We start from the raw sequence: 13,329 nt of genomic DNA on the forward strand, positions 1-13,329 counted from the left end.
AACAGCATGTGTCCTATAAAAAACAATACATATAAACACATGAAAACTTTGAAGCCCCTAATTATTCTTTTAATAGTATCCTTTATTAGTACAAGTTGCTTTAAGGATAATGATGATAATCTTATTTCTCCAAACGGTGTAAAAGATTTTGTTTGGAAAGGCATGAATTTATATTATCTATATAAAGAAAACATTCCAGAACTGTCAAATGATGCTTTTGGTATTAATACCATTAATAACAGGTATGGTGTTACTGCAAGCTATGAGAGTTTTTTAGAGGGGTTTTCTTCCCCTGAAGCCTTATTTACAAGTTTAAAATACCAACCTGAAACCGTTGACCGGTTTAGTTGGATTGTAGATGATTATTTTGAATTAGAGCGCCAATTTAACGGTATTTCTAAAACTAATGGCATGGAATTCAGTTTATATGCTTCTCCAAATACTTCCAATGGCGTTTTTGGTGTGATTAGACTGGTTCTTCCTAATACGGACGCTGATAATAAAAATTTAAAAAGAGGCCATATTTTTTATGGGGTTGATGGTATCAACCTCTATTATAACTCAGCTACAGATAATAACTTTTCATTATTTAATTCAGACACCTACACCCTAAACCTTGGTGTTGTAAATGATAATGGCACACCAGAAACCGATGACGATACTATTGATTCTAGTGGAGAAAGCATCACGATAAGTAAAGCTGAATACACCGAAAACCCAGTATATAAAACTGATATTTTAAATATTGGGGGAGAGAATATTGGTTATCTTATGTACAATGGTTTTGTTAACAATTTTGAAACAGAACTTAACAATGCTTTTGGAGAATTCAAGTCCAACAATATTCAGCAATTAGTATTGGATCTACGCTATAATCCTGGTGGGAGAGTGAGTACCGCTACCCTTTTAGCAAGTATGATTACAGGGCAATTCACTGGAGATATTTTTGAAAAATTGATCTATAATGATAACTTACAGAATAATAATACAACCTATAATTTTTCTAATAATTTTAATGGTGGAAGCTTAAACAATCTTAATCTCAATAAAGTATATGTACTTACTACTGATAGATCTGCATCTGCCAGCGAAGGTTTAATTAATGGTTTAGACCCATATATAGAGGTTATTCAAATTGGAGACAATACTACTGGAAAAACACAGGCATCCATTACTATATATGATTCAGCCGATTTTGGCAGACAAGGTGCCAACCCAAGTCATACCTACGCTATGCAACCGCTAGTTGCCATTGGTGTAAATAAGAACAATTTAGCCGTACCAAGCACGGGTTTAGTACCAGAAATTCCTTTAAAGGAAGATGCCTTTAATTTAGGTGTTTTAGGTGATGTGAATGAACCCTTATTAGCAGCGGCATTAGCAGAGATCGAAAACGGAACGGGCAAAATGCAGTCTATTACATTTAAAGTACGCACCCCTTTAAAACTATTAAAGGATAGCAATGATTTTTACCCTAATAAAGGTGGAATGATTATAGATTAACGTACTTCGAAATTTTAAATAACTTCATTTGAAAAAACACAAAACCTACTTCAATTGGAGTTCTGGCAAGGATTCTGCATTAGCACTCTACCACTTACTACAAGACGAACATTATGCCGTAGATGAATTAATCACTACGGTTAGCAGTCATTACAACCGCGTATCTATGCACGGGCTTAGAAAAGAGTTATTGATTGCGCAAACCAATGCCCTTAATATTAAAGCGAGTATTATTGAACTTCCAGAAATGCCAAGTATGGCCGTTTACGAGCAGAAAGTGACCGAAATCGTTTTGAGATTGAAAAAAGAAGGCTTTACCTATAGTGCATTTGGCGATATATTTCTTGAAGATTTAAGAAGTTATCGAGAAAATCAATTGGCAAAAGTGGGTTTGAAAACGGTTTTTCCTATTTGGAAAAGAGATACGAAGGAACTGTTAAATGAATTCTTGGACTTAGACTTTAAAACCATTATTGTGTGTGCCAATTCTAAATATTTTAATAAAGACTTTGTTGGTACTATTATCGATAAGCATTTTATTGACAATTTACCAGAAGGTGTGGATCCTTGCGGGGAAAACGGCGAGTTTCACACCTTTTGCTTTGACGGCCCTATTTTTAAAAAGCCGATCCCGTTTACTATTGGTGAGAAAGTATATCGTGAATATGACAATCCAAACACGGACGATGCTATCTGCAAAAGTGATAAATATGGAGTTTGGTATTGCGATTTAATTCCTGAATGATAAAAGACCTGTCAGGTTTTAAAAACCTGACAGGTCTAAATTTAATGAGAACCTAAAATAATTCTAGGTTTAAAGATTTATATTCAATCCTAAATTCACATTTCTACCTTTCGTTGTATATCCTAAAATTTCAAGGTAATCTTCGTTGAACACGTTAGTAAGACTTGCAAAAAGTTTCACTTTATTATTTATTAGTTTCTGACTGAAATATAAATCAACTAAAGAAAACGACTGCAATTCAACATTTTCAAACGTTTCAAAATCCAAATCTGTCCTACTTTCAACAAATTGATAGTTTAGGGATATATAGGTCTTATTAGACAAATTATATCCCAAATTGGCATTGGCTTTATGCTTTGGAACCCGCAAACGAATGCCATTTTTTAATTCTGTAAAGGTATAGTTAGCACTAAGAGAAAAATCTTTAATTACACCAACTTCTGCTTCAAATTCAAAACCTTGAACGGTAGCATCAGCGCTTGCATTTTCATAATTAGACGTGTAAATAATGGTGTTTTCCTCTTTTCTGTTAAAATAAACCCCGTTTACCCGAAATCCTTTTTTAGTGTTATATTCAAAACCGCCTTCCGTAGTTAGGTTTTCTTCAGGCTCCAAATTAGGATTGGCTCCGAAAAAACCAAACAATTGTGATAAATTAGGGGCGATAAATGAGGTCGCATAAGACCCAAAAAATTTGGCGTATCCAGATTTAACAGGAATTGTGTACGACGGATTTAGGCTATACACAAAATGTGAACCATATTCACTGTGATTGTTTAAACGTGCTCCTGCATTTAGGTTTAAACCAAAATCTGAAACATAAACAACATTCAAATATGGATCGGTATTGGTGAAACTTTCATCGGTTGTAAACAAGCTTTTATAATCGGCAAAATTTAGTCCTACTATAGTATAAAGTTTTTCATTAAAAACATATTTATTGAATGCATCCAACACCAGACTTTCAGCTTCATTAGTTGATCCAAATTCAGAAATTGTTTCTCTGTTTATTTTTGCGAATGCTGCATTCACTTGAAAGCTTCCATTGTCATATTCAAACTTAGGCGCTAAGCCAAAACGGGTTTGCTCCGATATATATTTATCATCTGTATCAGCAAATACATATGTTGGTGCAGGAAATCCATCGATATCTGTTTTAAACTTATCATAACTTCCAAATGCGGTAATTTGAAAAGCATCATTTACTTCGTAACTAATTTTTAAATTGGTATTAAACCTTGAAAACGCGTCTTTTTCAAGGTTATTGGATTTTGCTGCCGAAATTCCATCAACAAAACGGTTACCAAAACTTGCTAAATAAGTTAATTTGTTCGAAGTCCCGTTTACGGATACATTATTTGTGAAACTTGACCCATTATAATTTAAATCGTCCTGGGTTTGATTCGTCCCAACAGCAGTCAAAAAACTTCCTGAAATGGTTTTCGCTGAAGCTTTTTTAGTAGTGATATTTATTACGGCTGTGGCTGCTGCATTGCCGTAAAGTGTACTCGCAGCACCTTTAATAACCTCAATAGATTCAACGGTATTTAGATCTAACAAACGTAAATCAAAATCATTGGCAACACCTGATGGATCATTGACTTGAACACCATCAATAAGTACTAATACTTGCCTGTTGTTACCACCTCTAACAAAATAGCCTAAATTTTGACCTTCGACACTTCTACTGCCGTTAATTTCAATACCACTTTTAGTATTGATTAATTCTGAAACCGTTCGTCCTTGGTTATTCTCGATGTCCTTTTTGGAAATTTTAATAACCGTTTTTCCAGAATTTTCGCGTTTTAATTTAAAACGTGAATCAGTAACAACTACTTCTTCTAATTGTTGTACTTGCGTTGAATCGATTTGCTGTTGGGCAGCACCGATCATTGATATACCAAAACACAGTACACCAAAAATGTTTGTTTTTTTGTTCATTTAATGAATAATTACTCGAGAATCGTATAGATCTATACGCAAACTTTTATCCCGAAAGTTTAACTTATTTTGTTTTGAAAATGGCAGGTCTCCTGACTTGCGTCTTCATGCTGGTCTTCCCAAAGAATGTTCTTCAGTGACTTGAAGTTGAACATGAAGCTGAATAGCTTACAGTTGCGGGAACAGTTCTGGAATTAATAATTAATATTGCACCAGATTCCCTTTTAATTCCTTCAGTTAAAACTGAATAAAACCAAATTTCGTTGCAAAAATAAACATTCTGTTTAATCTTTCATTAAAAACATTAAATAATATTACTTTTGAAGCAATTAAAATAGCAACATTGAAAAACTCAATTCTCCTAATATTAATTTTCTTATTGGTTTCCTGTAAAAGCGAACCTAACAAGCAATTCATCGAATCAGATACAGTTCATTCATTAGCCTTAAAATATGCGAAGGGCTTTTCAGTTGTAGATTATAAAACCTTCAAGGTCTTAGAAATTAAAAATCCTTGGCCACAGGCTAAAAAAAGCTATCGCTACGTTTTGATAAGTCATGAAAATGCGGCCAAAACAAGTTTTATGAAAGATGAATACGATGCCATCATTCTTACCCCCATTGAAAAAATAGTGGTGACTTCAACGACACATCTTCCTGCTTTAGAATTATTACATGTAGAACAGACCCTAGTTGGATTTCCTGGAACAGATTTTATTTCATCTGAAAACATAAGACTTCGGGTTGAAAATAAACGGATTAGGGAACTCGGTAAAAATGAAAGCTTAAACACCGAAATTTTATTGGAATTGAACCCAAATGTCGTGATTGGTTTTGGCATTGATGGCAATAACCGCTCCTTAGAGACCATAAAAAAATCGGGGATTCCTGTTATTTTTAATGGCGATTGGGTCGAACATTCGCCACTGGCCAAAGCAGAATGGATTAAGTTTTTTGGTGCTTTATATAACAAGCAAAAAGTAGCCGATTCCATTTTTAACAGCATCGAAAAAGAATATTTAAAAGCAAAAGATATCGCTAAAAATGCAAAAATAAAACCCACTGTTTTAAGTGGTGCCATGCATAATGATATTTGGTATTTACCAAATGGGACCAGTACCGAAGCACAACTTTTAGAAGACGCGTATGTAAATTATTTATGGAATGATACAGAGGGCTCCGGGAGTTTACAACTTAACTTTGAATCGGTCTATGTAAAAGCCAAAGATGCCGATATCTGGTTAAGTCCGTCAAACTATTCCAGTATGGAAAACCTAAAAAACGCCAATGAGCATCACGCGATGTTTAAAGCTTTTCAAAATAAAAATGTCTATTCATTTACAAACACCACAGGGAATTCTGGTGGGGTTTTGTATTACGAATTAGGCATGACTAGACCCGATATGGTGCTTAAAGATCTTATAAAGATCTGCCATCCAGAATTGTTAGAACATTATGAACCCATTTTCTTTAAACGTTTAGAATAATTGTCAGATAGAAACACATATCAAGTTCCGTTTATAGTGTCCATAGCTATTTTAATTGCATGCTTCTTTGTAAACATCAGTTTAGGATCGGTCTCCATTCCCTTAGAAGACGTTTTTAATAGCCTTATTGGAAGTTCGACCCAACAAGATACGTGGCAACATATCATTATAAATTACAGATTACCAAAAGCACTAACCGCTATAATTGTGGGTTCTGGCTTAGGTATTTCAGGACTATTGATGCAAACGTTATTTAGAAACCCATTAGCTGGTCCGTTTGTGCTGGGTATTAGTTCTGGCGCCAGTTTGGGCGTGGCATTGGTTATTTTGGGCTCTGGGTTATTTGGTGGTGTTTTTGCAACATTGTTTGTATCAAAATGGGGTCTTGTTATTGCCGCCAGTTCAGGTAGTTTTTTGGTTTTATTGGCGGTATTAATGGTTTCTATAAAAATTCGGGATACCATGGCCATTCTCATTATTGGACTTATGTTTGCCAGTATCACGGCAGCTATAGTAAGTGTGCTCTCCTATTTTGGTTCCGCCGAAGAACTACAACAATATATATTTTGGGGTTTTGGCAGTCTCGGAAATTTATCATGGGAAGACCTTTTTATTCTATTTGTTATTTATAGTTTAGGTATCTTCATGAGCATCGTATCCATCAAGCCCTTAAACACCTTACTTTTAGGTGAAAATTATGCCAAAAGTTTGGGCTTGGATATTAAAACGAGTCGTTTGATCATCATTATTGCAACCAGTTTATTAGCGGGAACCATTACGGCTTTTGCAGGTCCCATAGCCTTTATAGGGTTAGCAATACCACACATCACCAGACAAGTGTTTAACACCTCTAACCATAAGGTATTATTGCCTGCTGTATTTATTTTTGGAGCTATGGTGATGCTGGTTTGTGATACCATTGCGCAATTGCCTAATAGTGATTTTACATTGCCCATTAATGCCATAACATCCTTGGTTGGTGCACCCGTTGTGATTTGGTTGTTAGTTAGAAAACGGAAAATGGTGTTTTGAAATAGAGAATAGAGAATAGAGAATAGAGAATAGAGAATAGAGAATAGAGAATAGAGAATAGAGAATAGAGAAAATTTATAAATTAGTGGCAGACAAAACACAACATATCATCTTAAAAACTGAAGATTTATCGATCGGCTATGCTTCTAAAAAAGCAAATACCATGGTTGCTTCCCATATAAATATTGAACTACAGAGAGGCGAATTAGTGGGTCTCATTGGGGCCAATGGCATTGGTAAATCGACGTTATTAAGAACCTTGACCCATGTTCAAAATCCATTGGGCGGTTCCATTAAACTCAATGATAAAGATATTTCAACATATGACGCTTTAGATCTGGCAAAAGTGATGAGTTTGGTTTTAACCGAACCCATTGCCTCTAAAAATCTGTCAGTTTTCGAGTTGGTCGCATTAGGCAGGCAGCCTTATACCAATTGGGTGGGGAATTTATCTTCTAAGGACATGGCTGTAATCACGCAAGCCCTTGAACAAACAAATATCGAGGCTTTAAAAAACAAAAAATGTTTTGAACTAAGCGACGGCCAATTGCAAAAAGTCATGATTGCAAGAGCATTAGCCCAAGACACCGATTTGATTATATTGGATGAACCGACGACGCATCTGGATATGTACCATAAGGCTTATATTTTAAAATTGCTTCAAAAATTGGCCAGAGAAACCAATAAGACCATTTTATTCTCATCACATGAAATAGACCTAGCCATCCAGTTATGTGACACGTTGATCGTGATGACTGACGATCGGGTATTTTCAGACGCACCCTGCAAGCTTATAGAGCAAGGTGTTTTTGAAACCTTATTTCCAAAGGATTTAATTGCTTTTGATGAAAAAACGGGGAGTTTTCGGGTGAAAAAGTAAAACATAGCGAGTTGTAGAGAACCGTCCAAAACTTAGTCTTCTTCTTTTTTACTTCCAACTTAAAAAATTATCTTTGATTTTATTTCTTTGATAAATGAACGACAACCTTATTCTTATTCTTGCCATACTTGTATCTGCTGGCATTGGCGCCTATTTAGGTATGCTATTCACAAAACTTAAAAGTAAGGGTGAAAAAAGTACGCTCGAAGAACGCCAAAACCAAATGCGTTTGACTATTGAGGGTTTAAAGGAAAACCTGGCTAAGGTTGAAAGTGAACGGGACGCTATGCGTGATGAAAGAGATGTGTTAAATACCGAATTAACAAGAAAAGATACAGAATACATAAACCTACAACAACAAAGCTTAAAACGCGATGCTGAAATTGAAGAGCGCCAAGAGCAACTTAGAAAGGACTTTGAGCTTTTAGCGACGAGAATTCTTGATGAAAAATCCGAAAAATTTACCCTTCAGAATAAAGAAAACATCAAAAACATTCTAAATCCGCTTCAAGAGAAAATTAAAGTTTTTGAAGAAAAAGTAGACTTAACCCAAAAAGAAAGCATCAGTATGCATTCCGCTCTAAAGGAACAGTTGTTGGGCTTAAAAGACTTAAATCAGCAAATGACCAAGGAAGCCACCAACCTAACCCGAGCTTTAAAAGGGGATAGTAAGATGCAAGGAAACTGGGGCGAATTGGTTTTAGAACGTGTCCTTGAAAAGTCTGGTCTAGAAAAAAATCGCGAGTATTTTGTACAACAAAGTTTTACCCTCGAAGATGGATCTCGCGTACTTCCCGATGTCGTGTTACATCTTCCTGATGGTAAAAAAATGGTGATTGATTCTAAGGTCTCTTTAACAGATTATGAGCGTTTGGTCAATGCAGAAGATGATGACAAGCCTTTGTTTCTAAAAGCCCACGTCAATTCTATTAAAAAACATGTCGATCAACTTTCAGAAAAAAATTATCAGGATTTGTATGATATAGAATCGCCAGATTTTGTGCTCATGTTTATACCTATTGAACCTGCTTTTGCCATTGTAGTTCATGAGGATAATGCTATATATAACAAAGCTTTTGAGAAGAATATTGTAATCGTGACACCTTCTACCCTTTTGGCTACCCTACGTACCATTGATAGTATGTGGAACAACGAGAAACAGCAGCAGAATGCCATAGAGATTGCAAGGCAGGCTGGTGCGCTGTATGATAAATTTGAAGGGCTGGTGAAGGATTTAACAGGTATTGGAAAAAAAATTGATTCGGCCAAAGTAGATTATTCTGCCGCCATGAATAAACTAGTTGAAGGTAAGGGCAACCTGATAACCAGTGTTGAAAAACTTAAAAAGATGGGAGCAAAAGCAAAAAAAGCACTTCCTGAAGCCATACTCAAACGTGCCAACGATAACGAATAATAAAAAAGCGAACCATGAAAACCCTAATTAAAATCAGTATTGCCATAGTATTTATTCTCATCGGATTTTTCAGTTTTGTCTACTTTGTGTATTACAGCGAAGGGGTTAGAGCTGGAAAGTTGGTCAAGTTCAGTAAAAAAGGCGTCCTTTTTAAAACCTGGGAAGGCGAAATTAGTCAAGGGGTTTCAGACTCTCAAATTTTTATTTTTTCTGTAGAAGAAGATGAGTCCCAGGTTATAGAAGACCTAAACGAATTTCAAGGTGACTATGTAAAACTGTATTATTTTGAGCGCTATAAAAAACTGTTTTGGTTGGGAGACACCAAATATTTTATAACCAAAGTGGAAGAAGAAAAAGACTAAATAACATGTTCAAGCACATAAAAGAATCGCAAATTACCATTTCGGAACTCATGTTGCCCTCACACTCTAATTTTAGTGGTAAAATACATGGCGGCTATATTTTAAATTTGATGGATCAAATTGCGTTCGCTTGTGCCTCCAAACACTCCAGACATTATTGCGTCACAGCGTCTGTTAATAAAGTAGACTTTTTAAACTCTATTGATGTTGGCGAATTGGTCACGCTCAAGGCCTCTATTAATTATACGGGAAGAACTTCGATGGTGGTTGGCGTGCGAGTGGAATCTGAAAACATAAGAACTGGAGAAAAGAAACATTGTAATTCGTCATACTTTACCATGGTAGCTAAAGATGAAGATGGTAAAAACGTGCCTGTTCCTGGTTTAATTTTAAATTCCGAAGAATCGGTAAGGCGTTTTTCCAGAAGCATAAAAAGACAAGAACAAATGAAAAACAGATCGAATAATTTTAAGGCTTCTGAATTTAAAATGAATGAGCATTTAAAATTACTTACAACTCAAAATGTAAACGTTGAACTTTAGGCTAAAACTTAAAAATATACCCTAAAAACAGCATTGGGTGTTATTCCTAAAGAATTTTGAACGGTCTCAACAACTTCGTCGTTATTAACACGATAAAAATTATTAATCTGGTTTTCCTTGTCTAAAACGTTCCAGATTGAAACACCTAAATTGGCCTTAGCATTACTTCCTAACTTAAAATTATAAATTGCCGAAACATCTAAACGCACATAATCCTCTAAATTTGAAGCATTTGTTGCTCCAAAATTTACCTCATTATTTATAATGTCATTACCCAAAACTGGTCGCGTTGTTGGCTTACCAGAATGCCAATTTAAGCCTGCCGAAAATTTTAAATTATTAAGCTTATAGGCTGTACCTAGTGTAAATGTTTGGGTTATATCATAATTACTTGGAAAATAATTGGCTTCTAAATCGTTAAAATAGTAACGGTTATACATATAAGAATAGCTTAGCCACGTATTAAACGTATTAAGTTGTTTTCTTAATAAAAAATCTACGCCTTTAACATCATACTTGCCTTTACTTTTAACAAATTCATATTGATTTTGAAACCCTTGACTTTGGGTGGTAATACCATTTACAACTTTATAAAAACCATCAATATCAATCAACCAGCCCTTATTGCTATAGTTTATTCCTGTAGAAATTTGTTTACTTGTAATAACAGGGATATCTTGATTATTTGATAATTGCCATCTGCGCTTTTCTATTCCTAAAAAATCATTCTGAAAATTTATGACTTGCGATGTATTTTGATGCTTATATTCACCTAAAACCTCTAGTGAAAAATACTTGAGAAATTGATGGCTGAAATTGAGTCTTGGCTCCCAAATTGATTGTTTAAATTTGCCAATATAATTATACCTAAGCCCTAGATTTAAATTGGTTTTTTTGTTAAACGATTTATAATCAAATTGATAAAATACGCCATGGGTTCTAAGAACTTCAGAAACCAAATTTCTGAATCGGGGTACATCAACATCATCTAAATTGGTTATCTCTGTCTCTACAAAATGATAACCACCTAAAAACTTGAAGTAATCATTTAATTTATAATTTGTTTTAAGTTTTATGCTCGTTTCAGACACTATATTTTCTTGTAAGAAACGTTGCGAATCCAATACGTTAACATTTACCGCTTTTAATTTATAATCGGTTTCATAAACTTCAAGCTCTGTTTTAAATTTACTGCTCCATGTCCTAATATAATGCAAGGCTCCCGCGATACTTTTTTGTATTAATTGGCTTTCACGAGACTCTAGCTCATCGTTTATTGTGGCGTTTTCATTAAACTGAAGTTGGTTATGCACGTTAATAAAATTAAGTCGAACTTCATCAGCATCACTAATCTTATAAACCCATCTCAAGGAGGTGTCATAAAAATCGAAAGTTTCATCGGTATTTGTTATGGTTGTGGCGTTGGTAGTTACTTCAGTATTTTGTGAAATTCTATCAAAAAACGCAGTATATGTTGGTGTTTCAACAAAATCGCTAATAGATTTTCTTGCGGCAATCTGTATGGATGAAGCATCATTAATTGGAATATCTACAAACCCACTAAGGTTGGTTAAATTAACTTCTGCAACGCCTTCAAATTCATTATTTATATATCTCTCGGTTTGCATAGCAATAGTTCCTGAAACACCATCGGTATAACTCACATCACTTCCGTTTTTTCTTAAAAAAACAGTTTGGGTTATATGTGGATTATACATGGAAATAAGGCCGAAAAAATGACCAGATTGATACATTTTTATGCCATCCCAAAGAATCAGATTTTGGTCATGTGTCCCTCCGCGAATATTAATATTGGAAACCGTTTCATTTATACTTTGTATGCCCGGAAAAGCCTGAACAGACTGTAAAACATCTTCATCTATTAATCCCGGGAGGATATCAAAATCAGAAAAGTTTATTTCATAGGATCCGTCACTTAACTTATCAATTCCGCTGGTGATATAATTTGAAATGATAACCTCTGATAAGGATTGAAAATTTGGTCTTAAAAAAATAGCTTCACAATCTAACCCTGTAAATTCATTTAATGTTATTGTTATGGTTTTATAACCCAAAAAACGAATGGTAATGGGCTGTGCCATATTTTCAATTTTAATTTGAAAAAAACCCTTTTCATCCGTTATGGTAGAATGGCTTAATGTTTGAATAGTTGCTGCAACAAGGGGCTGGAAGTTCGTTTTATCTTTAATATAGCCACAAAACACGAACACTTTTTTAGGTGTAACTAAAACGATGCTTTTGCTCATTATTGAAAATGATAAGCCTGTTTTTGTTTCTAGATAAGTTAGAGCTTCTGTAAAGGATATACGTTTGGAAGGTGGTATTAAAAAAATGTTTTCTATAGTATCTTCGGCATAATTAAATGGCATGTTATAGCGCTCTTGCAGTAAGTTTATAACATGTGCTAATGATTCTTGTTTATTAGTATTTTGCGCATAACTACTAAAAAAAACAAAAAGTAATAAACTAAAGAAAATTATTTTTTTTTTAATTCTACTCGCCATGAATAATTACCAGATTTGAAGTACTCATTACGTAAGTCATATTCATGGGTTGCGTAATCCCAATAAGGGCTTCTTCAAGATTATCATGAGGAAAACCTCCTGTGAACAATCTATTTACATCTATGTTTTTAAAAGTAACTTCAATGTTATATTGCCGTTCTAATTCAGATAAAACCTCTTTAATAGGAATAGCATTAAACTCGCTCATATTATTCGTCCATTTTGGTGAGGCGACCAAAGTTTTTCCGTTTGAAAACTTACCATCCAATATTAGATAGATATCACCAGCTAATAATTGTCTGACTATGGTATCTGAAACAACTTTTACTATGCCTTCAAAGCATTTCACTTCAAAATAATCCTTGCGCTGTTTTACATTAAATTGAGTCCCAACAACCGTTACAATGCCACTACTGGTCTTTACATCAAAAGTTTTTCCTTTCGCTACTTTAAAGTAGGCCTCTCCGTTTAATGTCAAAATCCTGTTTTTATCCCAGTTTCTAGTATTATATTCAATTGAAGATAGTACATTTAACTCAACTTCTGACCGGTCTGGAAGTTCCACACGCGTTTTTTGGCTAGCTAAAGTTTCCACAATTGTGGTGGTGTTGAAAAAAAAGGTAAAGTATACCCCCAATGCAACAACAATAATACTTGCTATCTTCAAAAAAGGGTTTATCCAATTTATTTTTTTCACTGCTTTTTCAGAAGACTTGTATTGCGCTTTTAATGTATTAAAATCATCCATTTTGTGAGCATGAGATGCTTTAAAATACTTTGCACTATCAATTATATATCGATTTAGAAAGGCGTCATCTAGCTTCTCGAATGCTTGTTTTTCAGCATCTGTAAGTGTTTCTTTCAGCCATTTTTTTATTAAGTACTCTTTATCCATCTAT

Annotated in this window: 11 protein-coding genes and 1 riboswitch; of the genes, 8 read left to right on the forward strand and 3 right to left on the reverse strand. The window is 34.5% G+C overall.

The features are described 5' to 3' along the window. Window positions 1–39 precede the first annotated feature (39 nt). Complete coding sequence (locus FAF07_RS02100; RefSeq protein ID WP_142783546.1) at window positions 40–1,503, forward strand: S41 family peptidase; 1,464 nt, start codon at window positions 40–42, stop codon at window positions 1,501–1,503. 28 nt (window positions 1,504–1,531) lie between these two features. Continuing rightward, window positions 1,532–2,248 carry a Dph6-related ATP pyrophosphatase gene (locus FAF07_RS02105; RefSeq protein ID WP_142783547.1) on the forward strand — a complete coding sequence of 239 codons (717 nt, stop codon included), beginning with the start codon at window positions 1,532–1,534 and terminating at the stop codon, window positions 2,246–2,248. Between the two features lie 69 nt (window positions 2,249–2,317). Here FAF07_RS02105 and FAF07_RS02110 read toward each other — a convergent pair whose 3' ends face one another. Further along, on the reverse strand, window positions 2,318–4,189 hold the full coding sequence (locus tag FAF07_RS02110; RefSeq protein ID WP_142783548.1) for a TonB-dependent receptor plug domain-containing protein: 1,872 nt from the start codon (window positions 4,187–4,189) through the stop codon (window positions 2,318–2,320). Between the two features lie 65 nt (window positions 4,190–4,254). Continuing rightward, a riboswitch (cobalamin riboswitch) is annotated at window positions 4,255–4,462 on the reverse strand. A gap of 70 nt (window positions 4,463–4,532) precedes the next feature. Between FAF07_RS02110 and FAF07_RS02115 the strand changes: the two genes are divergently transcribed. From FAF07_RS02115 to FAF07_RS02140, 6 genes are all read left to right on the forward strand, one after another. After that, window positions 4,533–5,675 carry an ABC transporter substrate-binding protein gene (locus FAF07_RS02115; protein ID WP_142783549.1) on the forward strand — a complete coding sequence of 381 codons (1,143 nt, stop codon included), beginning with the start codon at window positions 4,533–4,535 and terminating at the stop codon, window positions 5,673–5,675. After that, window positions 5,676–6,707 carry a FecCD family ABC transporter permease gene (locus tag FAF07_RS02120; RefSeq protein ID WP_142783550.1) on the forward strand — a complete coding sequence of 344 codons (1,032 nt, stop codon included), beginning with the start codon at window positions 5,676–5,678 and terminating at the stop codon, window positions 6,705–6,707. Window positions 6,708–6,792: 85 nt separating this feature from the next. After that, the gene (locus tag FAF07_RS02125; protein ID WP_142783551.1) at window positions 6,793–7,587 is read left to right on the forward strand and encodes an ABC transporter ATP-binding protein; all 795 of its coding nucleotides are present in this window, start codon (window positions 6,793–6,795) and stop codon (window positions 7,585–7,587) included. Between the two features lie 94 nt (window positions 7,588–7,681). Further along, a complete protein-coding gene (gene rmuC / locus FAF07_RS02130) occupies window positions 7,682–9,001 on the forward strand; it encodes a DNA recombination protein RmuC (RefSeq protein ID WP_142783552.1) in 1,320 nt (439 codons plus the stop codon). A 14-nt stretch (window positions 9,002–9,015) separates the two neighbouring features. Next, on the forward strand, window positions 9,016–9,363 hold the full coding sequence (locus FAF07_RS02135) for a 6-phosphogluconate dehydrogenase (protein WP_142783553.1): 348 nt from the start codon (window positions 9,016–9,018) through the stop codon (window positions 9,361–9,363). Between the two features lie 5 nt (window positions 9,364–9,368). Beyond that, window positions 9,369–9,905 (forward strand): acyl-CoA thioesterase, encoded by a 537-nt coding sequence (locus FAF07_RS02140; protein ID WP_142783554.1) that lies wholly within the window; start codon window positions 9,369–9,371, stop codon window positions 9,903–9,905. Between the two features lie 8 nt (window positions 9,906–9,913). Here FAF07_RS02140 and FAF07_RS02145 read toward each other — a convergent pair whose 3' ends face one another. Next, the gene (locus FAF07_RS02145) at window positions 9,914–12,430 is read right to left on the reverse strand and encodes a TonB-dependent receptor (RefSeq protein WP_142783555.1); all 2,517 of its coding nucleotides are present in this window, start codon (window positions 12,428–12,430) and stop codon (window positions 9,914–9,916) included. Then, a complete protein-coding gene (locus tag FAF07_RS02150; protein WP_142783556.1) occupies window positions 12,420–13,325 on the reverse strand; it encodes a FecR family protein in 906 nt (301 codons plus the stop codon). Before FAF07_RS02150 ends, FAF07_RS02145 begins: the two co-directional genes overlap by 11 nt. Window positions 13,326–13,329: the final 4 nt, after the last annotated feature.

It is taken from the genome of Changchengzhania lutea (genome assembly GCF_006974145.1).
In the GTDB taxonomy this organism is placed as follows: Bacteria; Bacteroidota; Bacteroidia; order Flavobacteriales; family Flavobacteriaceae; genus Changchengzhania; species Changchengzhania lutea.